The sequence below is a fragment of the Catalinimonas alkaloidigena genome (assembly GCF_029504655.1).
Taxonomy (GTDB): Bacteria; Bacteroidota; Bacteroidia; order Cytophagales; family Cyclobacteriaceae; genus Catalinimonas; species Catalinimonas alkaloidigena.
The window spans coordinates 2,003,147-2,027,409 of sequence record NZ_JAQFIL010000001.1 but is presented as its reverse complement, the minus strand read 5'-3'; the positions used below and the strand labels follow the sequence as shown (position 1 = coordinate 2,027,409).

Annotated in this window: 17 protein-coding genes; 4 read left to right on the top strand and 13 right to left on the bottom strand. The window is 43.8% G+C overall.

From position 1 onward, the window contains the following. The first annotated feature begins 3 nt into the window (after nucleotides 1–3). From OKW21_RS08450 to OKW21_RS08440, 3 genes are all read left to right on the top strand, one after another. Nucleotides 4–1,305: a glucosidase family protein gene (locus OKW21_RS08450; protein WP_277478979.1), complete on the top strand. Its 1,302-nt coding sequence runs from the start codon at nucleotides 4–6 to the stop codon at nucleotides 1,303–1,305. Between the two features lie 103 nt (nucleotides 1,306–1,408). Next, entirely contained in the window at nucleotides 1,409–2,146 is a 738-nt protein-coding gene (locus OKW21_RS08445) for a GntR family transcriptional regulator (protein WP_277478978.1), read from the top strand. Between the two features lie 58 nt (nucleotides 2,147–2,204). After that, nucleotides 2,205–3,140: an ROK family protein gene (locus OKW21_RS08440; protein WP_277478977.1), complete on the top strand. Its 936-nt coding sequence runs from the start codon at nucleotides 2,205–2,207 to the stop codon at nucleotides 3,138–3,140. A 60-nt stretch (nucleotides 3,141–3,200) separates the two neighbouring features. On the opposite strand, the gene OKW21_RS08435 is transcribed toward OKW21_RS08440, so the two are convergent. The 8 genes from OKW21_RS08435 to OKW21_RS08400 form a co-directional block, all read right to left on the bottom strand. Continuing rightward, entirely contained in the window at nucleotides 3,201–3,602 is a 402-nt protein-coding gene (locus tag OKW21_RS08435) for an L-rhamnose mutarotase (RefSeq protein WP_277478976.1), read from the bottom strand. A gap of 16 nt (nucleotides 3,603–3,618) precedes the next feature. Further along, entirely contained in the window at nucleotides 3,619–4,638 is a 1,020-nt protein-coding gene (locus OKW21_RS08430; protein WP_277478975.1) for a zinc-binding alcohol dehydrogenase family protein, read from the bottom strand. Beyond that, on the bottom strand, nucleotides 4,635–5,612 hold the full coding sequence (locus OKW21_RS08425) for an aldo/keto reductase (protein WP_277478974.1): 978 nt from the start codon (nucleotides 5,610–5,612) through the stop codon (nucleotides 4,635–4,637). The genes OKW21_RS08430 and OKW21_RS08425 overlap by 4 nt, the downstream gene beginning before the upstream one ends. Before the next feature lie 85 nt (nucleotides 5,613–5,697). Beyond that, nucleotides 5,698–7,320 carry a sulfatase family protein gene (locus OKW21_RS08420; RefSeq protein WP_277478973.1) on the bottom strand — a complete coding sequence of 541 codons (1,623 nt, stop codon included), beginning with the start codon at nucleotides 7,318–7,320 and terminating at the stop codon, nucleotides 5,698–5,700. Nucleotides 7,321–7,436: 116 nt separating this feature from the next. Beyond that, nucleotides 7,437–8,828: a sulfatase-like hydrolase/transferase gene (locus tag OKW21_RS08415; protein WP_277478972.1), complete on the bottom strand. Its 1,392-nt coding sequence runs from the start codon at nucleotides 8,826–8,828 to the stop codon at nucleotides 7,437–7,439. A 161-nt stretch (nucleotides 8,829–8,989) separates the two neighbouring features. Then, nucleotides 8,990–10,102: an NHL repeat-containing protein gene (locus OKW21_RS08410; protein WP_277478971.1), complete on the bottom strand. Its 1,113-nt coding sequence runs from the start codon at nucleotides 10,100–10,102 to the stop codon at nucleotides 8,990–8,992. Nucleotides 10,103–10,112: 10 nt separating this feature from the next. Next, nucleotides 10,113–11,609, bottom strand: a complete 1,497-nt coding sequence (locus OKW21_RS08405; RefSeq protein WP_277478970.1) for a DUF1501 domain-containing protein — start codon at nucleotides 11,607–11,609, stop codon at nucleotides 10,113–10,115. A 5-nt stretch (nucleotides 11,610–11,614) separates the two neighbouring features. Further along, the gene (locus OKW21_RS08400) at nucleotides 11,615–14,875 is read right to left on the bottom strand and encodes a DUF1553 domain-containing protein (RefSeq protein WP_277478969.1); all 3,261 of its coding nucleotides are present in this window, start codon (nucleotides 14,873–14,875) and stop codon (nucleotides 11,615–11,617) included. Nucleotides 14,876–15,042: 167 nt separating this feature from the next. On the opposite strand from OKW21_RS08400, the gene OKW21_RS08395 reads away from it, so the two are divergent. Next, nucleotides 15,043–16,671 carry a hypothetical protein gene (locus OKW21_RS08395; protein ID WP_277478968.1) on the top strand — a complete coding sequence of 543 codons (1,629 nt, stop codon included), beginning with the start codon at nucleotides 15,043–15,045 and terminating at the stop codon, nucleotides 16,669–16,671. A 176-nt stretch (nucleotides 16,672–16,847) separates the two neighbouring features. Here the strand turns inward: OKW21_RS08395 and OKW21_RS08390 are convergent, their stop codons facing one another. The 5 genes from OKW21_RS08390 to OKW21_RS08370 all read right to left on the bottom strand — a co-directional run bounded on the left by OKW21_RS08390 (nucleotide 16,848) and on the right by OKW21_RS08370 (nucleotide 24,260). Next, entirely contained in the window at nucleotides 16,848–18,371 is a 1,524-nt protein-coding gene (locus OKW21_RS08390; RefSeq protein ID WP_277478967.1) for an alpha-L-fucosidase, read from the bottom strand. Nucleotides 18,372–18,680: 309 nt separating this feature from the next. Next, on the bottom strand, nucleotides 18,681–20,237 hold the full coding sequence (locus OKW21_RS08385; protein ID WP_277478966.1) for an alpha-L-fucosidase: 1,557 nt from the start codon (nucleotides 20,235–20,237) through the stop codon (nucleotides 18,681–18,683). Between the two features lie 107 nt (nucleotides 20,238–20,344). Beyond that, a complete protein-coding gene (locus tag OKW21_RS08380) occupies nucleotides 20,345–21,868 on the bottom strand; it encodes a sulfatase family protein (RefSeq protein ID WP_277478965.1) in 1,524 nt (507 codons plus the stop codon). A gap of 83 nt (nucleotides 21,869–21,951) precedes the next feature. Continuing rightward, nucleotides 21,952–23,226 (bottom strand): glycoside hydrolase family 117 protein, encoded by a 1,275-nt coding sequence (locus OKW21_RS08375; RefSeq protein ID WP_277478964.1) that lies wholly within the window; start codon nucleotides 23,224–23,226, stop codon nucleotides 21,952–21,954. A 197-nt stretch (nucleotides 23,227–23,423) separates the two neighbouring features. Then, nucleotides 23,424–24,260: a family 16 glycosylhydrolase gene (locus tag OKW21_RS08370; protein ID WP_277478963.1), complete on the bottom strand. Its 837-nt coding sequence runs from the start codon at nucleotides 24,258–24,260 to the stop codon at nucleotides 23,424–23,426. Between the last annotated feature and the right edge of the window lie 3 nt (nucleotides 24,261–24,263).

Sequence of the window (24,263 nt, the reverse complement as noted above, 5' to 3'; positions counted from 1 at the left end):
CACATGAAGAAGTTTAGTATTATCATCATGGTCCTGTTGATGTGGGCCTGTAGTTCGCAAGAGAAGAAACAGGAAGAAAGTAATTCACTGGCTACCCAAATATTACAAAACAAAGACTTTCAGTATGTTAAGCAAAGAGCGTTGGACATAGTAGCGTCGGGTTTTAATGCGGGTGATGGATATCGTGAAGTGTGGATCAGAGATTACAATACCTTTGTAGAGCTTGCCGCTAAAGTACATCCAGACAGTGTACTACGTGAAAACCTGCTCGTATTCTTCCGTATGCAGGGCGATGATGGTAATATTTTAGACGGCTTCACTCCTGCCGAGGAAGTAGGTGCTGAAGAAACAGATTTTAGCTATTTTGATCTGGAACCTCGCTATGCAGGACACAAAAACACAGTAGAAACAGACCAGGAGACTTCGCTGATTCAGTCGGTCTACAAATACATAATAGCTACGGATGATACAGGCATTTTGCAGGAGCAAATTGGAGAGCAGACTGTGGCTGAAAGAATGGAAGAAGCTATGAATTTCTTAATGAATCATCGCTATTCTGAAGAGTACGGCCTCATTTGGGGAGCTACTACTGCTGACTGGGGAGACGTGCAGCCCGAACATGGCTGGGGCGTAGATATAGACGATAACACCCACCGGGCTATTGACATTTATGATAATGCCATGTTCATTATCGCCTTGGACAACCTTATGGAAATTTTACCTGAGACCAAAGAGAAGTGGCAACCCATACGTGATCAAATAGCCGCTAACGCTCGTAAGCATTTGTGGGATGAAAAAGATCAGAAGTTTATCCCTCATATCTATCTGGAAGGATCACCCTTTCCGGAAGATTTTAATGAAGATGAAATCTACTACTTTGGCGGAACAGCCATTGCTATTGAGGCAGGCCTTCTTTCTAAAGAGGAAATTAAAGCCTCATTAAACGAAATGATTAAACGTGTAAAAGAAGCGGGAGCACCCTCTATCGGGCTTACGCTTTACCCTCCCTACCCCGAAGGCTATTTCGCAAATCAGATTATGAATCCGGTATATAGTTACCAAAATGGTGGAGACTGGACCTGGTTCGGAGGCAGAATGATTCAGCAGCTGGTAAAACATGGCTTTGTAGAGGAAGCCTACGAGCAAATTCAGCCCATGACCGAAAGAGTAGTTAAAAACGACGGCTTTTATGAGTGGTATACCATAGATAACAAACCAGAGGGGTCAGGTACTTTTCGTGGCTCTGCCGGCGTATTGTACATTGCTATCCAGATGATGGAAAAATGGGCTAAAGATCAACAATAAAACTGATAGATATTTTTCTATGTGCTGGAGCAGATGGCTATAAAACTATATTGTTCTATCTTCGGGAGTTATTACAGACCGAACTTTTGACAATCAATAGAAGATGGATTTTAAGCTAGACACAAAAAGTCCTGTACCCTTACACGCACAGATAGAAAAATACCTGAGAGAATTAGTATCTAAAGAAGAGTATAATAAAGGCAAGCAGTTTCTACCCAAAGAAACTGCTCTTGCCAAAAAGCTGGGGGTATCCAGAAATACGATCAGGCAGGCTATTAACAAGCTGGTGCTGGAAGGTATAGTAGAAAGAAAAAAAGGAGTAGGCTCTAAAGTTGTTAATCAGAAAATCTCCACCCGACTGGATAACTGGATAAGTTTTACTAAGGAGATGCGCAACCAGGGTATTGAAGTCGTTAACTACCTGGTTAAGATTTCTCAGATTGAAGCCGATAAAGAGGTGTATAATGCTTTGGGAGCACCAAACACTAAAAAGATCTGGTGCCTGGAGAAGATCCGTGGTTCTAAAGAGGCTAAGTTTCTTTATTCGGTTTCGTACTTCCATCCCAGAGTGGGCCTGAATGGCAAGGAGGATTTTACTCGTCCTTTGTACGAGCTGCTGGAAAATGAACATGATGTAGTAGTCTCTGTTTCCAAAGAAAAACTTAGGGCTATTCGTCCAGACAAGAAAATTAGCGAGATGCTTGAGCTAAGCCCGGACACACCTATTTTAAGGAGAGAGCGCCTGGTTTGTGACATGGGAGAAAGACCCGTGGAGTACAATATCGTCTATTATCATACCGACTATTTCTCGTATGATATAGACATTAGAAGAGAAATTTAGTAGTTGTGATTCAAACTGATACCCCGGCTTTGCACATTTATTTAATGATGAAAACTGTATGAAGAGAAGTATTGCCATAGGGGTAGACGTAGGAGGTAGCCATATCTGTAGTGCAGCTGTAGACCTGAACACACTACAAATTATACCACAAACGTATTATTCCACTAAGCTTGATAATAGTGCCCCTAAAGAGGTGCTTATGCAGCAATGGAGTAATACCATTGCACAAAGCATAGAAGCGATTCAAAATGAGGTAGAAGAGGAGATAAATATTGGCTTTGCTATGCCCGGTCCTTTCATATACCATAAAGGTATAGCTATGTTTGAACGTAACGAAAAATATGAGCAGTTGTATGAAGTATCCATCCCCGAGGAGTTAAACCAAAGCTTACAGTATACTCATTGCCGCTACCGTTTTATCAATGATGCCATGGCTTTTGGCATAGGGGTAGCCGGGCTGGAATATGCTGCCGAAGGCAAAAAAGTGCTTGCGATTACTTTGGGTACCGGCTTTGGCTCTGCTTTTCTTACAAATGCTATTCCTCGCTTATGCAGCGATAATGCATATGAAGGGCCTTTTTTGTGGGACAAACCCTATAAAAATGGAATTGCTGACGAATACTTTTCTACGCGCTGGTTTGTAAAAAGGTATCAGGAGCTGAGTGGAGAGTTAGTAAAAGGAGTAAAAGAGATTGCAGATTTAAAGAATCCTATAAGCCAGAGCTTATTTGAAGAGTTTGGCCAAAACCTCTCCGATTTTTTAACTCCCTATCTGAAAAACTTTATGCCTGATGCTTTAATATTAGGAGGTAATATTTCTAAAGCTTCACATCTGTTTTTGCCTAAGTTCGGTGCACAGCTTCAGCAGGCAGGTATAAGTACAAAAGTTGTCATTTCAGAAAGCATGGAGGAGGCAGCATTAGTGGGTGCAGCCAGACTGTTTGCCCCTCAACTATGGGTACAGATAGAGAAGGATTTGCCTCAGCTTATCTAAAGAGAAAATCAGACACAGTCATACTACTGTGTCTGATTTACTGGTACACTCAATGAGAATTTACACTTTGACTTGTCCGTTCTCTGCTAAGAAAACTTCCTGCTGGTCCAGCTCATAGATTCTTTCCATAAGCTGCCATTTATCTTTTGCCGCAGAGTTGGGCTCACTATGCTGAAATTTTGAGACAAAAGCTTCCCACTCCGCCTGTCTGGACATCTTGGAGAGGGCTGCCATGGCACGCTCATGCTCAAAGTCGGGCACCGTGTCCATGATCATAAAAAGCACATTGCCATGCAGGTAAATTTCCATATCCAATATACCTACCGCCTTCATGCCTGCAGTAATTTCCGGCCAGGCTGCACCGGGAGCATGCACCGCTTTATACGCTTCAATTAGTTGTGGGTCGTCCACCAGCTTTAAAGTTTTGCAATATCTTTTGTAGGGCTTAAGGGCTTTTTGCATGATACTTATCGTACACTTATAATGATACTACTGCTTTGATGACCTGAGATTCGGGCTTCAGCCAGGTTTCAAACTGATCCACCATCTCTTCAAACGAGCTGCGGTGTGTTATCCAGCGGTCTATATTAATCTTTCCTTCTTCCATCATGCTGATAATCTGTTTGAAGTCAGAAGCCAAAGCATTTCGGCTTGCCATTAGCGTGAGTTCTTTCTTATGGAAGTAAGGATCGTGAAAAGAAAAATCTCCCTGAAAAAGGCCGATAAACACTATTTTGCCGGCAGGGGCTGCATATTCCAGGGCTTTGGCCATAGAATGCTTGTTTCCGGTAGCGTCCAGCACCACGGTAGGCAAATCACCATCAAACTGTTCTCTCAGCTTATCCAGCGTATCTTCTCTGCCTGCCACTACCGTTCCGTGAATATCTGTTGTTTCAGCAGCAAACTTAAGCCGGCTTTCGTTGAGGTCCATCACTACCGTTTTCGCTCCGGCAGCCGTGGCAAAAATAGTGGTAGCCAGCCCAATAGGCCCTGAACCAACCACCAACACTAAATCTTCGGGTTGTACCTGAGCACGATTGACGGCATGGCAGCCGATACCCAGGGGCTCAATGACAGCTAGCTGTTCGTAGGAAAGCTGTTTTGAACTATGTAGGTACCTGGCAGGTAATACAAACTGCTCTCGCATGCCTCCATCCTGATGCACGCCCAAAACAGAAATATTTTCGCCACAATTGGTGAACCCTCGTCGTACCGCCTGATCCTGTGTTTTGTTCATATAAGGTTCTACTGAACACTTATCTCCGGTTGATACATGTTTTACATCTTCACCTACCTTGAGCACTTCTACCCCCAGCTCGTGACCTAATATTCTGGGATAGCTGAAAAAAGGCTGATTGCCTCCGTAGGCATGAAAATCTGTTCCGCATACGCCTATTCGGTGTACTTTTACCAGGGCTTCATCAGGCTTCAGGCTTTCTTCTAAAGAGGTTTCTGTATATTTAAAATGTCCGGGTTCTTCTAATACCAGGGTTTTCATACTTCTGCTACTTCTTTTCTAGTGTGTAAAATGGTTTTGGTAATCTCTTCAAAAAGTTCCTGAGATAAAAGTCCCTGCTCCCAATCTTCTACGGTAGACTGTATCTGACTAATCTTTCTTGCTCCCATTACTATTCTGTCGGCTTCGTTAATTGAAAAGAGATAGCGTTGCGCTAAACTTGCCAAGGGCATATGATGCTGCTCAGCAATTTTATGTACTGCCTTCGCTGTTTCAATATCCAGATTAGTGATCCACTCATTGTTAGGAGGGTCTGCTTTGTAAGTTTCAAAACGGGTACCCAGCAGTGCCATGTGCAGGGCTGAAGCTGCATAGTAGGCTACACCTTCCTTCCGGAAGTGGGCTATGTCTTTAGCAAATGCTGATAGATTACAGGCGTCCATCTTCAAAAAACCGGAAACTACCTGGAAATTATCTTTGGTGATATAGGGACGAAAAGCATCGGTAGGATTGCCGCCCACACCCAGAAGTTTGGTATAGCCCTCAGCCTGGAAAGCTTTGAGTGTATCTAAAATCTCGTCTATTTTTTCCAGCGGCACCAGATGCGGCTCATGAAGAAAAAGCAGGTCAAGCTGCCCTACACCTAATCGGTCCAGGCTACGCATCAGGCTGTTCTTCATACTTTCCGCGGAGTAGTCTACATAGCATTCATCCGCTTTTTCTGCCGGTAGCCGTCCTACTTTGGTACTGACGAAGGGGTGCTCGCCCTGCCATCTGCTGAGCGCTTTACCCACAAACTCTTCACTTTTATTGTAAGAAGGGGAAGTGTCCAATGCACTGATGCCGTGTTCAAAGGCATAGTGCAAACAGGCTATACTTTCTTCTTCATCTACTTTCCCCCAAACACCACCCAGGCCGGAAGTACCATATACCAACCGGCTACCTTTGTCAAACAAAGGATTTCTAAAGTTGATGTCTGTCTGGTATTTCGGTCTTTGTATTGTTTCTGTAGCCATCTTATACTGTTATGCAATTTTAGCAAAGCTTAATTCCACTTTCCAGCCTAAGCTTTGCGCTTCAATTCTACTTTCAAAAATATGGTTAGTCGTTCAAATGCGCCTCTATGACTTCCTGAATGTGAGGAAAGTTTTCATCTGTTTCGTTCAGCGCTTCACGCTTCTGGCGTAACTGTTCTTTCAATTTTGCTATAGTCTCCTGATAGGCAGGGTCATTGTAACGGTTGTGTAGCTCTTCTGGATCTTTGCTTAAATCGTAAAACTCCCAGGCCGCAGGGGTCTGTTCTATTGTATAGGATTCGTCTTGCCAGCCCATAGCTTTTTTGCCTATGGTGTTCATATCACTTGGCAGACCATAGTAAAATATGAGCTTATAGTCTTTTGTTCTGATGCCAAAATTTGCCGGCACATCATGGTGCATCAGGTGCATCCAGTAGCGATAATAGGTGGATTGCTGATCAAATCCCTCATCATTACCTTCCAGCACACTGGCAAAACTATTACCCTGCATATAGCCGGGCTTCTCTCCTCCGGCAAGGGCAAGCATGGTAGGGGCAAAATCAGTGTTATTGATGATAGCCTGACTACGACTACCAGCTTCAATCATAGGAGGATAGTGCATGATAAAAGGCATACGCATAGATTCATCGTACATCCAGCGCTTATCCATATAATCATGTTCGCCCAGCATAAAGCCCTGGTCCCCGGTATAAATGATGATGGTATTCTCCCAAAGGCCATTTTCTTTGAGATAGTCAAATAATCTTCCCAGGTTATCATCTACACCCTTCACACAGCGTAAATAGCGTTTGAGGTACTCCTGATAGGCTTTGCTGGTCGCCTCCTTCGTCTCGGGATTACTAATTTCATATTGTTCTACATAACTACGATAAGGGTGGCGGTTGGAAACTGAAGTTCCTATACGGTGAATTAGACTATCATTCTTCCCCCGGGTAGCCTCAGACCCGAAATCAGGCTGCTCGTACAGGCTGCCAGGCTCAGGAATTTGCGTATCTTCCAGATAGTCCGCATAGCGCGGAGCAAACTCAAAATCATCATGCGGAGCTTTGTAGTGATGCATCAGAAAAAAGGGCTGATCTGCCTTGCGTTGGTTCTTAAGCCATTCTATGCTCAGGTCGGTAATGATATCGGAAGAATGTCCTTCATACTGCACCAGGTTATCGGGCCAGCTACCTTCTCCCTGTTTTCTGAACTCAGGATCAAAATACTTGCCCTGTACCGGCAGTACTTCATAATGGTCAAAAGCGGCGGGTTCTTCCTTAAGGTGCCATTTACCGATGATAGCCGTTTGGTAACCCAGCTTTTTCATCTCAGTGGGTAGATACTGCTTTTCTACGGGCAGGCTGCCATCCAGATCCAATACACCATTGGTTTGCGGATACTGGCCGGTCATGATGCTGGCGCGGCTGGGCGTACAGATAGAGTTATTACAAAATACCTGATCAAATACCATCCCCTGCTTTCCTAACTCGTCCAGCACAGGGGTGGGGTTGAGTGAAGCCAGACGGCTGCCATACACACCAAATGCCTGGGTGGTATGGTCATCCGACATGATGAACAGAACATTGGGTTTAGCAGATGCTTGTTCCATACTCGTTTTCTCCGGCGTCTGGCAAGAGAATAAACAAAGGACGAAGCCCAGGCTAAGTAGTAAGTTGCCCAGTTTGTAATTGATGTAGGTTGACATGTGTGTTTGAGTAGTTCTATGTGTATTGATGAGTTGTGATTATTGTTCTAACATAATGCAGTCTGCCATCACATTCCAGTCAAAGCTTTGCGCAGCAGATAAACTGTTACTTCTTGCTATTTTCTGGGTGAAGGAGGTAAGGCCTTTTCTCTGGTTTGTCTCCAGCGCTCCGCTTCTTTCTCCACATTTTCCGGATGAGGGTCTAACCACTGAGGGGCTAGCATCTCACTATTCCAGGCCTCATATTTCTTTTCCAGTTCAGCTATGATCTCGGGATGCTGGCTGGCAACATCCTGATGCTCAAAAGGGTCCTGATCCAGATTATACAATAGTGTGCGGTCTTTGTAGCTGCTCATATAAAGTTTGTATTTTCCCTGCCTTACTGCATATTCAAATCCACCTACTGAACGCCAAAAGAGTATATCATGGGGAGCCTCTTTGTCTGTATCTTTTAGGAAGGGCAAGAGATTAACTCCATCCAGAGCCAGTTCTTTCTTAGGCTGACTATTACTGGCTGCTAACAAAGTAGGAAAGAGATCCAGAGAGATGACGGGTTTGTCAAATATCCCGGTCTTTTTGATACCCTTTGGCCAGCTGATGAAAAAAGGTACCCTGATACCACCTTCAAAGAGCATCCCTTTATGTCCACGATAAGGCATATTATTCGCATGCTCTGCCCTTCCCCCATTATCACTCAAAAAGACTACAATCGTATTTTCTTTGATCTGATGTGCTTGCAAGGTGGAATCAATTTTACCTATTCCAGCATCTACCGCTGCCACCATCGCCGCATACACGCTTCTGCCCCCGTACTCAATATGCCTGGTCTTCTCCAGATACTCTTGCGTAGCCTGGTCAGGGGCATGAGGAGCATTATAAGCCAGATACATGAAGAATGGCTCTTCTTTATTTTCAATAATAAAGTTTACTGCTTCTTCACTAAAGTCATCGGTAAGATAGCTTAGCTCTGTGGGTTCTACAGGCTTGTCATTTCTGTAAATGGTTCTGTGCTTACCCTGAGGCCTTCCCCAGTAATTCATGCCTCCTGCTGAAAATCCAAACCAGTGGTCAAATCCTCTCTGGGGAGGAAGTAGGGAAGAGTGATCGCCCAGATGCCACTTGCCGATGGCGCAGGTACGGTAGTCATTTTCTTTCAAGGCCTCAGAGAGCATGGTTTCGGTAAGGGGTGTGCCTACAGTAGCATCATTTTCTATATACGGAGGATTACAGTCATGCCCAAAGCGTGCCTGATACCTACCGGTAAGTAAGCCAGCGCGGGAAGGACTGCAATAAGGGTGAGAAACATAGCCCTGAGAAAATATGATTCCCTCAGCTGCCAGACGGTCCAGATGAGGAGTTTTAATGTCTTTGGCACCATTGAAGCCTACATCTGACCAGCCCTGGTCATCAGTGACGACAATAATGATGTTTGGTTTGGATGCCTGGGCTGTAAGCTCTCTGCAAAGCAGAAAGGCTACGAGCAGGCCAAACAATCTAATCAAAATCATGAGTAGTTTTAGGTTGTTTCAATATTTAGCATAGCGCTTGTCAGAGTATTCACAAAGCTAGAATTTTGCAGTGAAAATAATCATGACATATGTTTATAAGAGTAAGACATATGTATAATACTACGCTTTTTCCCTAAACTACATAAATAAATGATGTGCTGTCAGACTCTTTCTAGTTTGATGGGTGCAGTATGGTTAGCATTCCACTGGCAGATATAGAGGTTTTTGTCATCGTCCACGCATACATCATGCCCATGCCATATTGGTTTGCTATCTAACTGATAGCTGGGCAAGAGTTTTCCTTCCTTATACTCAGGGAGTGTACCTCCTGGGTTAGAGACTACCTTTTCTCCTTCCAGTATGGTTACAAATCCTGTATGATCCTTCCAATGAAATTCTTTGTCTTTGGGTTTTGACCAGCAAACACCAGCATACAGATTATCATCATCCAGCACTGCACGGCAAACGTACATATTGGGTAGGTGAATGCTATGGTGGTATTCACCCTCCAGACTAAAGAATTTGAAAGCATTTTCACTTCTGGAGGTACAAATAAGCATAGGTTGATTCGGATTACGATAGTCTACCGCAATACCGTGCGCATTATGTAGATTATGGTCAGGATTGGCGTTATCATGGCCTCCCCAATGGCGTATGTACTCCCCTTTGGAAGAGTATTGTATGATATAATCCTGTCCATAGCCATCGGCTATGTAGATATCACCCTGCGGACCTATAGCAACTTCAGTGGGGCAAAAATTATCTCCAGGCTCATAAATCCCAATGGTTTGAGGGTGTCCAATGTCAAACACTACTTTCCCGTCCAGCGTAGTTTTACTTACTCTTCCATTATGCTTAACCCATTTTCCGTTTTTATCCAGGTACCAGCCTGAATCGGTAATAAAGAGAAAATCTTCTTCACCTTCTTCCGAAAGACAGATGCCATGTCCCCCCGGATAAGCCGTACCCCAATAGTCCAGCAGTTTACCAGACTTATCAAAAATCAGGATATTATTATCAGTATGATCGCCAATCATGATCAGGCGGCCTTTGCTATCCATAACCATCTCATGGCAGTTGAGTAAAGGGGTGCGTACCGAGCTTAGCTGTGCCCAGTCTTTTTGCATTTTATAGCGATAATCACCATGACCCAAAATGGTTTCTTCCTCACGGGGGCGTAGTGTTTGTGTGATAATGTTAAAATCCATAGGTATACCCAGTCCTATACCTGCGGCTATACTACTCCTTTTCAGGAAGTTTCTTCTTGTGTTCATGCGTTTAGGTTTAGCTTAGTATATCGTTAACTACATGCCCATGCACATCGGTCAGGCGGAAGCGTCTGCCCTGACTTTTATAGGTTAAGCGTTCATGATCTATGCCCATTAGGTGAAGCAGTGTAGCATGAAAGTCGTGCACGTGCACCGGGTTTTCGGTAACATTATAACTAAAGTCATCAGTAGCTCCGTAGCTTATTCCCGATTTTACCCCTGCACCTGCCATCCATATGGTAAAGCATTTGGGATGATGATCGCGACCGTAATTGGTCTTGGTAAGTTTTCCCTGGGAGTAGACGGTTCGTCCAAACTCTCCTCCCCATATCACCAGCGTATCTTCCAGCAGTCCTCTCCTTTTGAGGTCAGTGATGAGAGCAGCAGTAGGCTGATCTGTTTTTTGGCAGTTGGCCTGTATGCCTCCGGGTAGAAATGTATGCTGGTCCCAGCCCCGATGATAGAGCTGAACGAAGCGTACGTCTTTCTCCAGCAGTTTACGTGCCAGCAAACAATTGGCAGCATAGGTGCCTGGCGTTCTGCTGTCTTTGCCGTACATTTCAAAAACTTCATCCGGCTCATCCGTCAGGTCAGTCACTTCCGGCACTGAGGTCTGCATACGATAGGCCATTTCGTACTGAGAAATACGGGCATCCACTTCAGGGTCGCCGTAGGCGCTATTCTGTAGCTGGTTAATCTGCTTCAGGTATTCCAGCATTCGGCCTCTATCTTCATGATCATAGTTTTCCGGATTGTTAAGGTAAAGCACCGGATCTTTACCCGACCTAAACTGTACCCCTTGATGTTCGGTAGGCAAAAATCCATTACCCCAAAGCCTTGCATACAAAGGCTGTCCTCCCGAGTTGTTGGACACCAATACGATAAAGGTAGGTAAATCCTGATTGATAGAACCCAGCCCATAACTTAGCCAGGAACCTATGGAGGGGCGACCAGCCAACTGGTGTCCGGTCTGCATAAAGGTGATAGCCGGATCGTGGTTAATCTGCTCGGTAAACATAGACTTAATAAAACACAGATCATCCACCACTTTGGCAGTATGCGGTAGCAGCTCGCTTACCCAGGCCCGGCTCTCACCGTATTGGTCAAACTTATAGATGGAAGGCGCTATGGGTAAAGAAGATTGGCTGGCACTCATGCCCGTAAGCCTTTGTCCCTGCCTTACGCTATCGGGAAGCTCTTTGCCAAACATCTCGTTCAGCCTGGGCTTGTAGTCAAAGGTTTCAAACTGAGAAGGGCCGCCACTCTGAAACAAAAAGACAACTTTCTTGGCCTTAGGAGCAAAGTGCGGAATATCGGCTAATCCTCCACTCATAGGAGCCAAAGAACTTTTTTGTGCTGTGGCCCCCAGGCTTGTAGGGTTAAACAATGAGCCTAAAGCTAAAGCCCCCAGACCCAAAGAGGTTTTGTTGAGAAACTGACGGCGATCTATTTTGTTCTCTTCCTTTTGTAGTTCAGGATTATTAGATCTGATAATATCATGATGGTGTCCCATAGTACTTATCTTTTTGTTATGGTTGCGTCTGAGTTCAAGATAACGCTGGCGACTACGGCATTGGCCGCCAGCATTTTCAGGTCTAGGGAATCACTTAGCTGATACTCCCCAGCTTCTACCCAGCCTTTAATTTTTTCAGGGTGATCTGTAAATTTCCGGTGCTCTTTTTCCTGCAAATCAAGTAGCAGCTCAAGTTCATCCTGGGGTGGCTTCTTCCCGGTCAGTCGCTGATACGCTTCCGTAATTCCTATGGCTGGTTCTTCATGCTGGCAGATGATTTCTCCCAGCACTTTAGCCGTTTCCAGAAAAGCAGGGTCATTGAGCAGTACCAATGCCTGCAAAGGCGTGTTGGTTTTTTGCCGACGTACCGCACATTCTACACGCTCAGGCTGATCAAAGGTGGCCAGTGTAGGTAGAGGCACCGTACGTTTCCAGTACACATACAGGCTGCGGCGATACAGGTCATCCCCATGATCCTGCACATAGGTATCAGAATTCATCGTCCAAAGGCCTTCCGGCTGATAGGGTTTCACACTTTTTCCGCCTATAGAATCATTCAATAAGCCGCTGGCCAGTAAGGCATTGTCCCTTAGCATTTCACTCGTCAACCTTCCCCTGGGCCCGCGGGCCAGAAGAATATTGAGAGGATCTTTTTCTCTCAGCTCCTGCGAACTAACAGAACTTTGCCGGTAGGTATTAGACATGGCGATAAGCTTTTGTAATGCTTTTACATCCCAGCCAGACTCTTTAAAAGTGACGGCCAGCCAGTCCAGCAGTTCCGGGTGAGAAGGTAGCTCTCCCTGATTACCAAAATCTTCGGTGGTGCGGACTATCCCGCGGCCAAAATAGTTTTGCCAGTAGCGGTTTACAGCTACCCGGGCTGTAAGGGGATGATCCTCATCAAACAGCCATTGGGCAAGGCCAAGCCTGTTTTTAGGATACTCATCTTTCCAGGCAAATATCTTTTCAGGTGTATTGGGAAACACTTCCTCGCCATGCGCATCATAGACTCCTCTTTCCAGAATGTAGGCCTGCCTGGGTGAGTCCATTTCCTTCATAATCATAACTTCTTTCACCTTTTCCACACTATCTACCAATGCACGACGTATCTGAGCAAGCTTTTTCACTTCTGCCTGGTATTTAGTAGCACGGCTACTGAGATAGTACTCTTTGAGTTGGTCTTTTTCTTCCTGCACCAGCTGAGTAGGTGCTTTCTTTGCAAGTTGAATCAGCTGATCATCTTTGGCGATCATCATTACTTCCAGCGCAGAGAGTTCACGATCATAGACCAGCAGTTCATCCGCAAAAGCACCGCCAATTCCTTTACCTCTCCAGCGAGCTCCTAACTGAAGCGCCGGTTCTATCGGATTTTTATAAATCTGATCTTCCAGCTGATTGAAGACAATATCTTTATAAAGGTTATCAACTTCAGTTTTGCAATCTAGTTGCCGGCCATTTGTATAAATCTGTAATCCTGATGCTTTACTGGAGCCATCGTAAGTCATCATTACATGCGTCCATTCCTCTTTAGGTATTTCCAGTTCAGAGACTTTTACGATCGCATTATCCGGCCAGGTATGGGCCAGCATAGCTTCCAGTTTGTTATCTCTGATATTAAGATGATAGCCTTTGTAGGAGTGTAACCTGGTGCCTTGATTTTTATGAAATATCACACCCTCATTTAGGTTTTTAGGAATTTTGACCCACACGCCAATACTAAAAGGATCATTGCGTTTAAAAACGCCTATCGGTTCAGCATCCATCCAGGCATCGCCATTGAGCTTTAAACTCTGACCATATTTCCCTTCGCCAAACTCAGGCATTTCATCATTAGAAAACTGGCGATCCATCCTGGCAGTGTGAGAAGCCTGAGCGGCATTTTTCAGGTTTTGGTTAAAGTCAAATTTTGCTAACAAACCCCTGCGAGGTATGCCAGCGCTTACATTTTTATAATTGCCCTGGCTCAGCCATTTCTCAAAAGATGGGGTAAGTTTATCTTCAAGCGATTTTGTTTTTTCAAATTGTTTTTGCTCCTGCTCTTCTAAAAAAGCAATAATCTTTTCTTCCTCTTCGCTCGGTAGCAGCATATTAGGAACTGGTATGTCTTTAGGGTCCCAGGAGATCTGTCCGGTCTCATTCTGGTTATTGAAAAAGCTATAGAGCTCAAAATAATTCTTCTGAGAGATAGGGTCGTACTTGTGGTCATGGCATTTCGCACAACCTAAAGTTAAAGCCATCAGCCCCTGCCCTACTACATTGGTACGGTCAGCCACATATTCTACCCTAAATTCTTCATCTACTATTCCACCTTCCATGTTCTGGGGATGTAGGCGATTGAAACCGGTAGCTATCATTTGCTCCCGTGTAGGATTGGGCATCAGGTCGCCAGCAATCTGCCAGCTTGCAAACTCATCATAAGGCAAGTTTTTGTTAAAAGACTTGATCACCCAATCGCGCCAGGGACTCATATCGCGGTATCTATCTACTTGATAGCCATAAGTGTCTGCATAACGGGCAAGATCCATCCAGTCGGTCGCCATTTTTTCACCATAATGTGGAGAAGCCAAAAGACGATCTACCTGTTTTTCATAAGCGTTTGCCGACTTATCTTCCATAAACGCTTTGATCTCGGCAGGGCTAGGTGGTAAACCTGTAAGATCTAGAGATAAACGTCGTAACAAGACTGATTTATCTGCTGGGGGCGACAAGTTAAGGCCTTCCGCTTCTAATCTTGCCAATACAAAATTATCAATTGGGTTAGCCACCTTTTCTTTTTCCTTAACCTCTGGTACTTCAGGCTTCTCAGGTTTTACAAATGACCAGTGAGGTTTATATTCTGCCCCTTCTTCTATCCAGCGGATGAGCGTTGCCTTTTCGGTAGGCGTAAGCTTGAGGTTAGAGTCCTTTGGCGGCATGATCAAGTCTTCCTCCTCGCTGGTAATTCTATGGAAAGCTTCACTTTTTGTTAAATTGCCAGGTACTATCGCATATTTACCTTCATTTTCTGGTAGTTCAGCAAAAGCGGTCTGGGAGGCATGCAACTGTAAACCTGCTTCTATTTTACCTTTGTCCGGCCCGTGGCAGGCAAAACATTTATCGGATAGTATAGGCTTGACGTGTATATTAAAATCCAGCTTTTCCGGTAAGTTCTCATAAGCTATGGCTACCTCATCGGGTAGATCCGGACCACATGCCTGCTGGCAAATACTGAGTATGATAAAAAATATGGAGCCCAGCAGTGCTCTACTTTTTTTTAATCTCTTCATAGGTTGGCATTAGATTTTTTGCAAAGCCAACTTAATTAATAAGACTGGAAAACAGCTAATTTTAGCTATAGACTCTATATAGACCGGAGTTCAAAAACATGTAGACTGACTTGTATGAATACTTTGTTTACAGCAAATTGAAGCTACTTTTATAACAACCGTCATTTATGTACCGCAAGTTCATTTATAGACTTTGGGTCTCTCTTATTCTGATCGCATGCCCACAACTGAGTAGTGCATTATCTCCAGACGAAGAACAGCCAATAAATGCTGAAGATTATGTCATCAGCCTCTCTTTTATTAAAGAAAGTTTGGAGGATAGCATTATCAAAAATATGAAGGATAACATAGAAAGTCTACTTAGTGATGGGGATACCATTCAGGCGATCCAGCAAATGATCAAGCTCTCTCAATTGTATAGTAACAGAGTAGACTTTAATAGTGCTTATGATAATTACTGGGATGCCCTGCTGCTCGCCGAAGAAGCCAATCATTTAAGCTCACAGGCCTGGGTATACGAAGGTCTGGGCATTTTATATAGCATTTACGAACGCCCTATTAAAGCGCATGAGAACTACAGAAAGGCTCTACAGATCTGTAAATCACTGGTCCGTAAGCAGGAGGCAGATAGCACATTTATTCGAAAGATCTACTTTTCACTGGCTGTACACTACCGGTATGAAGAGAATTTAGATTTGGCCTCAGCCTACCTGGACAGTTGTAAAGCGATTAGTACAACTAACCTTATTGCAGCTAAACTTGACGCGGCTGAAAGTGGGTACCAGGAAATCATGCGCGGAAACTACGATACTGCAGAGGAGCAACTACTGCCCCTCAAAAATGATTTTTCTGAAATCGTTCCTTCTTATCTGGTCGTCTACCATAGCATGCTGGGTGAATTATATGCAGGTATGCAGGAACATGAACTTGCAGTTTCACACTATTATCAGGCCCTGGCATATGCTAAAGAAAATCTGAGTCATCTGAATTTTATTCCTATCATCTACCGGCAGTTATCCGATATTACTAGCAGACTTGAAAAAGAGAAGGAAGCACAGCTATTTTTAAGGTCCGCTTATGAACTGGAAGAGTGGCTGTACAGTATAAAAAGTCCTAACAATCGTTTTCTGGTAGAGATTAAGGATAAGTACCGAGCCTCTCAGGAAGCTCAGGCCAGCCTGATACAGGCGCAGCGGGTTCAACAACTGGAACAGGCAGAATATATCTGGTACCTGAAAACCCTTATACTTATCATCTCCCTGATTTTTGTAGGGTTTGCCGCTGTCAGCTTGATTTACAGGATGAGAAAAAAGCACAAACTTAAGCAGGCCCTGCTGGAACAAAAGAGGGAACAGGAAACTCAGAAGAACAAAGAGATACTGCAAATCAAAAATAAAGAGTTAACCAATTCTACACTCCAATTAATTGCCAAAGATGAATTGCTCAATGAGATAAAAACTGAGCTAATTGATATGCATAAAGAAAGTAAAGAGCCGGAGCTCAAAAGAGTGATTACTAATATTAAACTCAACAAAGAGCAAAACTGGCTTGCCTTTGAAAACCGCTTTAATTCCGTGAACAATGACTTCTTTGAAAGATTAAAAGAGAAGTTTCCTAAGCTTAAGCCTTACGATCTTAAAATTTGCGCTTTGATTAAGCTGGACTTTTCTGGTAAAGAGATGGCACAGTTGCTGGGCATTACTCCGGAAAGTGCTAATACCTCGCGTTACCGCCTCAGAAAAAGATTAGGACTGGAAAAGCAGGATAACCTTAAAGAGTTTATTGATCGTATTTAGGTAAAATTTTAGTGATATAAATGTACTTAGGAAGAGCGAGCATGTGCCCGGGTCAGGCTTACCAAGCCCGGGCTATGCAAACAGATGAATAACACAATGATTGATCTCAGTAGCTTCAAAGATTGTGTTTGTTATTTTTTCCTGTCAAGATTTTTTTTGACTAATACAATCCTAATTTAAAAACTAACTTCAACGGCAAATGCATGCTCACCCGGCTTATTCTCAGGAAGCCTGACCATCAGGCCATCTTCAGTTTGTTCCCACTGAAGTTTATCATTACTTCCAAGAAGTTTGGTTCCGCTTACCTTTTCTGCATGCTCAGCACCTTCAGCCAAAGATGTAATGAGCAATTCACCATTTTCCGGCCAGTCCATAGCGATGGCATATAGCTTGCCGTTTTTGGTGGTAAAGCGGAAGTCATTTGCGGTCAGCTCCTGATTTTTACCTTCGGTATGGTGCCCTGTAGCCACTTCGGTAGGCCCTTCTCCGTATATTTTCCACGGACGCGTACCATAGATAGCATCTCCATTCGTATTTAACCATTTGCCAATTTCTAAAAGCACCTGCTGCTGATCTTCAGGAATAGTGCCATCCGCTTTGGGGCCTACGTTGAGTAGCAGACAACCATTTTTACTTACAATATCAATAAGGTCATCTATCAGCGTATTGGGAGTTTTGCTGATCCAGTTAGTTACATAACCCCAAGAGTTTTTGCCGATAGAGGTATCTGTCTGCCAGGGTTCTTTATTAATGTCTGACATTTTTCCTCTTTCCAGATCTAGTACAATGGTACCTTCCGGAAAAGAAGGGTAGTCAAAATTTTTGTCCTGCAATACTACTTCTTTGTTCCAGTCCAGCCCTTTGTTATAATAATAGGCAGCCAGTTTTGGATGGTATTCTGCAAATTCCGGTCTGTCCAGATAGAAGTCAAACCACAGTATATCTGGCTGATAATTGTCTATGATATCTTTGGTACGGTTCCACCACACTTTCTGAAACTCTTTGCTCACCTCTGAGTAAGGTTCCATATTTTCATTGTAAAGGTCAGCGTACTCCGGATTGGCAGTATCAAATTCTTTCTTTTTGTTGAAGTAGTTGTAGTTAAAAGCCAGGTGAGAGGAAGCTCCAAATTTGAGCCCTTTGGCTTTGCTGGCTTTAGCAAGTTCACCTAGAATATCTCTTTTGGGCCCCATGTTTACGCTATTCCATTTGGTATTCTTGGAGTCGTACATGGCAAATGCATCATGATGCTCAGCTACCGGTACTATATATTTAGCACCGGCTTTTTCAAAAAGGTCTACCCATGCATCGGCATCAAAGTTTTCTGCTTTGAACAAAGGGATGAAGTCTTTATAGCCAAACTCAGAAGGATGCCCCCAATACTCTACATGATGCTTGTACACATGAGAAGGCTCAGTGCTTTTGACTTCTCCCTGAGGGCTCCATACTACCGAATCCTGATACATCAGGCGCGGATACCATTCTGAACCAAATGCCGGCACTGCGTATGGTCCCCAGTGTATAAAAATTCCAAGCTTAGCGTCTTTAAACCAATCAGGGGCTTCGTATTTCTTAAGAGACTCCCAGTTTTCCTCGTACCCCATAGATTTTAGAGGTTCTTCAGTCTGCTTATGGCCTTTCACATTACATCCCCAAAGCGCCAGAGATACTACTATCGTTAAAATTCCAAAGTGTTTCATGTATTGAATTCGTTAATTGTGTACCTCACATATTCTTTGTTTTCATAGGCCTAAAGGTCACTAACTCTGCTGTAGAACGATACGACAAATGTTCATTATCATATCACATATGTTTTAGTAGCATTTAGTCACAAGGCAATGGGCCAAAAACCTATTTGTACGGCTAAATTGTGATAGTATGTTATTCATTATCAAAGTATGTAAGCTTATGACAACAAACGCCTGGTGCTTTTGGCAAGCAACAAAAAAAGACTGCATCTATATGGACGCAGCCTTTATCTGTGTTAAACCATGATGAAAATTGAAACTCTACTGATGTGCTTCTACCGTTCCTCCTATATCATTTTCGGTATAGCCTTCCAGCGTGATTTTAAAAGCATGGGCATAGTCTGAAGGGAGTTTGTTTGGCGACCGGATTATTAAACCTTCATCGTTTCTTTCCCACGCTATTTTTTCGTCACTGCCGACTAATTCAATCTTCTCAATTTTGGAGTTAAGCACACCAATCTGAGTACTTAAAGATTTTATGACTATATCACCAGAGGGCTTATCCATAATGATAGCATAGAATTCCTTATCTGATTTTTTAGTGAAGCGTATGTCTTTATTGGTATACTTAATATCAATCTTCTCTACCTTATGCCCTCCTTCCGGCAGACGGGTAGGCCCTTCTCCAAAAATGGTATAAGGACGTGTAGCATATATGGCCTCTCCATTCACTGCCAGCCACCTGCCCATGTCTTTCAGTAAGTCTTTCATCTCCTGAGGAATACTACCATCTGGATCTGGAGGTACATTCAGTAACATTAAACCATTTTTGGACACGATGTCCACCAGTATATCTATCAGTTCATTAGGAGATTTAAACTTTGCATTTGAGCGATAGAACCAGGCACCGGGAGAGGTATCTGTTAGCCAAAATTGTTCTTTAGGCTGGTTGGGCCTTCCTCGCTCATAATCTTTCACCGCAGTAGGTTCAGGAAAAGTCTTTTCTTTATAACATACGACTACCTCTTTGTTCCACTCCAGGCCTTTGTTGTAGTAATAGGCTAAAAACTTTTGACGCAGATCTTCAGGGAGGTTTTCCAGCCACCAGTCAAACCAGATCAAATCCGGCTGATAAAGGTCCATATACTCTTTGATCTTAGCCCACCACTCATTATTAAAGCGCTCGGAAGTAACATCAGAATCCAGGGGGTGAGGCTCGGTATATAAATCATAGTCTTCAGGGCTTACTCCTCCATAAGCGTGGGCCGGGGCAAAATATTGCCAGGTAAATGCATGGTGGAAAGAGCCCATGAACTTCATGTCCCTGGCTTCTATTTCTGTCTTGAGTTCAGCAGAAGGGTCTATACCACCGTAGTTCATAGCGTTCCAGCGCGTAGCTTTGCTATCCCACATGGCAAAATTATCATGATGCATCGCTACCGGGCCAGCAAATTTAGCTCCTGATTGCTTGAAAAGCTCTGCCCACTCAGCAGCATCAAAACCGGAAGGGTCAAACTGTTCTATCAGGTATTTGTAGCCGTATTTGGTAGGGTCTCCATATTTTTGCTTATGATGGATGTAGTTGTTGGAGGGCTTGCCCGGATTGTTTTTATCCAGCTGACCATTGTCATACATTCTCATACCATGCCAGCCCGCATAGTGTTTGGAAGTATCTGCACCTTCAAAAGCTGCTGATACCGGTCCCCAGTGGGCGTAAATTCCAAATTTAGCATCCTGAAACCATTCCGGGGCAGGCGTTACTTTGCTCAAAGACTCCCAACTTTCCTCATATTTTTCTGGCTGTTGGGCAAAAGCCTCTTCCCCTGCAACTATCAGGGCAAATGTCAGAGAGAGATACTTTAATAAATTTAATTGCATTGCTTTATGATTAGGTTTGATGATTCTTAAAATGTATTTAGCTGAACATTGCTTGCTACTTGACAGTCGGTGTCTATAAGTAATGTCCTTTTCATATACCAAAGTGATTACAAGTGGTTGCCGGTAAATACTTTACTTTCACGGGTACTATTGTACTTATCAAAAAGTGCTTCCACCTTTTTCATATATTTATTATTATTGATCAGGTTATATCGCTCATCTTCTATAAGATTATCATTGAGGTTAAATAGCGCTACCGGCGTACGTGTCTGATCGCTTTTGTCTTTTTTATCTACCTGAATGATCAGCTTCCAGCCATTTTCAATGATCATAACCTCCCGATGCGAGCCTCCCTGCACCATAAGATAAGGATGCGTTTCTGCATTTATGTCGTTTTTAAGAATTGGAAGTAGGTTATAAGAATCCATAGCTTGGCCTTCTTCTATTTTCTGCCCACTAATAGCAGCCAGGGTAGCCATAATATCCAGACCAAGTACTGTCTGAGATGACTGCTGTTCAGCCTTAATCTGAGCAGGCCATGAAATGATAAAGGGCACACGATGACCACCTTCGTAAGGGGTGTTTTTGCTACCACGGTATATACTGTTAGGTTTATGCCCTGAAGCCAGAGTCTTTTTATCTACATGCAGACCGCCGTTATCTGAAGTGAAAATGAAGATTGTATTTTCGTACACTCCCCGCTTTTTCAGCTCAGCGATCATCATACCAATTTGCTCGTCCAGCTCTCTAATCATATCCATGTGAGCTGAAGGGGTAGTGCCTGCTATCTTCACTCCATTTAGCTCAGCAGGAGGGGTATGGGGCAGGTGTACTGCCTGGGAGCAGTAGTACATAAAGAAGGGCTGGGACTGATTGGCATGGGTGGAGATATAATTAACTGCTTTGCCCGCCAGTAATGGTCCCATGATATGTGGGTCCCAGTTAGCATCTCCCAGACCTTCAGACTTATCCAGGCTGGCATTAATTTTTGTCATAGACTCATGTGTAATCAAATCTATTCTTGAGTCTTCTAAAGGCATCCACTCTCCATTCTCGTACACGGCGTAGGGCACGTTCTGTATCCCCGCTGGTAAGGTAATACTATAGTCAAAGCCCATCTGCTGGGGGCCGTCGTCTACAATTTTGCTTATGTCTACATCCAGCTGGGGATCTTTGCCCACTGGCTCATATAGCAGCTCATTACTTCCCTTACGATAGTACCTCCCTCCTAAGTGCCACTTTCCCAAAAAGGCTGTATGATAATTGGCCTGTTTCATAAGTCTGCCCAGGGTAAGCTGATCCTTTTGTATAGGCGACTTGGCATAAGCTGACCATACCCCCCAAGGTGAAGGGCTGCGGTAACAGCTGTTTCCTGTCATGATAGCATAACGGGAGGGGGCACACAGTGCTGCTGGAGAATGGGCATTGGTAAAGGCCATACCACTTTTGGCCAGCGCATCCAGATGAGGCGTTTCCAAAGCTACCTCCTGTGAATGCATACGGCGGTAGTAAGACAAATCACCTGAGCCAATATCATCTGCTAAGACTACGATGACATTGGGTAGCTTCTGGGCTATACTAATACCTGAAATCAGAATAAATGAAAAAATGATATACGTTTTTCTTAGCATAGGTCTGTTTGTTATGAAACTTGTCAGTTATTTTATCAACAGTTTTTCTATTGGTTGAAAATTAATTCTTCATCATTAAGGCTTTATTGTATTCGTTCTGCTTTCTGCTTTTCACTGAGTCCCTGCGAAAAATATACTTCTGGATCTAACCAGATCTGGGTGTTTTTCATGGCCGGATCATCCACATCCAGACTCAGGTCACAGTCAAAGCGAGCCAGTATGCTGTATTTTTTCTGTGCCTCACCCATACCGGTAAAATGTGATAAGCCCCAACTGATACCTCGCCCATTTCCCTGAGAATCAAATGCATCTGGCAGGTAAGGCCCTGCAGCTGCGGGCAATAAAGAGCTTACCGCAGCAATCTCAAAGTTGATCCCATCCGGTGCATACTGTATGGTGTTGTTTTCGTTTCCATCACGAATTACCAGAGCTGCTATTCCTTCTTGGAAAGGAAAAAGAGAAGTCTCATGCCCGGAATTAAAAAGAGGATTAAGAGGATGCTTACTAAAGGGCCCCATCGGATGGTCAGCCATGGCAAGTCCATTTCCTACCAGATAGTCAGGGCGATCTCCAAAAGCAGCCTTGTAGTAGATGTAGATTTTACCCTTATACACTAAAGGAAATGGGTCATGAATAGAATACTGGTCCCAGGTGCCCGGCTCACCGTTGGGAATAATAATTTTGTTAGCCGGAGTCCAGGGCCCATCTGGTGAATCTGCATAGGATAGGGTCACCGGACAATGGTCACCTTTGGTGCCACTGGCCTCCATAAAACCCTGATAGTATAGATAATATTTCCCTTCCCATTTTAAGATGTCTGTAGTGGTAACTGAACGCCAGCCTACTTCTGGCTTGGGAGGACGGGGTACGGCTACGCCCTGTTCCTCCCAGTGAAAACCATCATCACTGGTTGCGTACCAAATCTCACTCAAATCCCAATCTGTAGAAGGGATGGTATCATTAGCGTTTTTAGCTCCCTGAGGGGGAGTAGAGGTTTCTCTTCGGGTATACCAAACATAGTACTTGCCATTTTCTTTAATGATTTTGGAAGGGTCTCGGCGGGAGATAGTACCATCTCCGCCATTGTAATCAAAGCCCTGAAGCCGGGTATATTTGAAGCTGGAAAAGAGTTCATTATCCTGAGGCCTTGGCGTCAGGTAATTGGTATACAAACGTTCCATGGCTTTACTAAGTGGTCTGTCAGGTTTCTGCTGGGGTATATCCCAGGGAAAAGCTTTTTGAGCAGTTTCGCCTTGCGTACTGTTGGAGTTTTCTACTTCCGCACAGGAGTACAGACTAAGCAGCAGGAGTAGTAAACTTGTTCTACTCAGGCTAAAAAATCGTATTTGTTCTCTCATATTGTTGTATTGACTAAAATCTCTACTTTTCAAGCCTTGCTTCTAAAATTGAGCAGATGCTCTATATAATTTGCTGACTCAATTCTCCCACACTTATGTCCACTGCTCCTATTGGAAATGACCCCTCATCTTAAGCGGCAGTGACTTAAGATCACTATTACAGCATTCATCCAAAACCATAGCATGACAGTACTCTACTATTCTTTTACCAGCTTGTAGGCACGCACCCAATCATAATAGGTCTTATTAATGTCATCGTTATTTAGTTCTTCCGGTGTAGGTGGTGTTTCCCAATTATAGGTTTCCGTAACCATATGCATGTACATAGGTCGGTTAAATGGTTTATCTCTAAAGTGAGTACTGGGATTTACCGTAAACTTATGCTCTCCATCCAGGTAGAATTTCAGTGTATTTTCATCTATCCACCAACAGCCGTACACATGGTAGGCTTCGTTGGCAGCGGGCGATATGGCACACTGCCCTCCCTTAGATTTTACTATTTGATCACCCTCACACGGCGTATGAAAAATATGTGTGTTGGAGTGCATTACATTCCGAAAGTCTCCACCTGTCTTCTGCTTTCCTACTATTTCTACAATATCCAGTTCCAGCTGCTCGCGAGGACACTCATTACTTTCCGGCTTATTTTTCATCCAGAAGGTAGATGACATAGAAATGCTGGAGGCTTTCATACGTGCTTCGTAATAGCCGAAATATGCATCTTTAGCTCTGGAAGCTACTGCTCCTCCGGCGATATTATATTTGTCATCTCCTTCCAGCACACTGTTTTTAATCTGCATATTGCCATCCTTTACAGACACCGCATATGCTCTGAAAGTAGCAGGCGGCCTACCATGTTTCCAATAGGGGGAGCGAGCATACCATTTTGTTGTATCTAAATGATCGCCGTTAAATTCATCGGAGAACTTTTCATTTTTGACCCACTTATAGCCTTCTGGGGGAGGTGGGGTTTGGGCGTAAGCAAAATGTGTTAGACTTATTAACACCAGTATTAGTTTTAATGGCTTCTTCATGTA

Coding starts and splice junctions, on each gene's coding strand:
- OKW21_RS08450 (WP_277478979.1), top strand. CDS start 4: ATGAAGAAGTTTAGTATTATCATCATGGTCCTGTTGATGTGGGCCTGT.
- OKW21_RS08445 (WP_277478978.1), top strand. CDS start 1,409: ATGGATTTTAAGCTAGACACAAAAAGTCCTGTACCCTTACACGCACAG.
- OKW21_RS08390 (WP_277478967.1), bottom strand. CDS start 18,371: ATGAAACACTTTGGAATTTTAACGATAGTAGTATCTCTGGCGCTTTGG.
- OKW21_RS08440 (WP_277478977.1), top strand. CDS start 2,205: ATGAAGAGAAGTATTGCCATAGGGGTAGACGTAGGAGGTAGCCATATC.
- OKW21_RS08395 (WP_277478968.1), top strand. CDS start 15,043: ATGTACCGCAAGTTCATTTATAGACTTTGGGTCTCTCTTATTCTGATC.
- OKW21_RS08410 (WP_277478971.1), bottom strand. CDS start 10,102: ATGAACACAAGAAGAAACTTCCTGAAAAGGAGTAGTATAGCCGCAGGT.
- OKW21_RS08435 (WP_277478976.1), bottom strand. CDS start 3,602: ATGCAAAAAGCCCTTAAGCCCTACAAAAGATATTGCAAAACTTTAAAG.
- OKW21_RS08380 (WP_277478965.1), bottom strand. CDS start 21,868: ATGCTAAGAAAAACGTATATCATTTTTTCATTTATTCTGATTTCAGGT.
- OKW21_RS08415 (WP_277478972.1), bottom strand. CDS start 8,828: ATGATTTTGATTAGATTGTTTGGCCTGCTCGTAGCCTTTCTGCTTTGC.
- OKW21_RS08370 (WP_277478963.1), bottom strand. CDS start 24,260: ATGAAGAAGCCATTAAAACTAATACTGGTGTTAATAAGTCTAACACAT.
- OKW21_RS08420 (WP_277478973.1), bottom strand. CDS start 7,320: ATGTCAACCTACATCAATTACAAACTGGGCAACTTACTACTTAGCCTG.
- OKW21_RS08375 (WP_277478964.1), bottom strand. CDS start 23,226: ATGAGAGAACAAATACGATTTTTTAGCCTGAGTAGAACAAGTTTACTA.
- OKW21_RS08400 (WP_277478969.1), bottom strand. CDS start 14,875: ATGAAGAGATTAAAAAAAAGTAGAGCACTGCTGGGCTCCATATTTTTT.
- OKW21_RS08405 (WP_277478970.1), bottom strand. CDS start 11,609: ATGGGACACCATCATGATATTATCAGATCTAATAATCCTGAACTACAA.
- OKW21_RS08425 (WP_277478974.1), bottom strand. CDS start 5,612: ATGGCTACAGAAACAATACAAAGACCGAAATACCAGACAGACATCAAC.
- OKW21_RS08385 (WP_277478966.1), bottom strand. CDS start 20,237: ATGCAATTAAATTTATTAAAGTATCTCTCTCTGACATTTGCCCTGATA.
- OKW21_RS08430 (WP_277478975.1), bottom strand. CDS start 4,638: ATGAAAACCCTGGTATTAGAAGAACCCGGACATTTTAAATATACAGAA.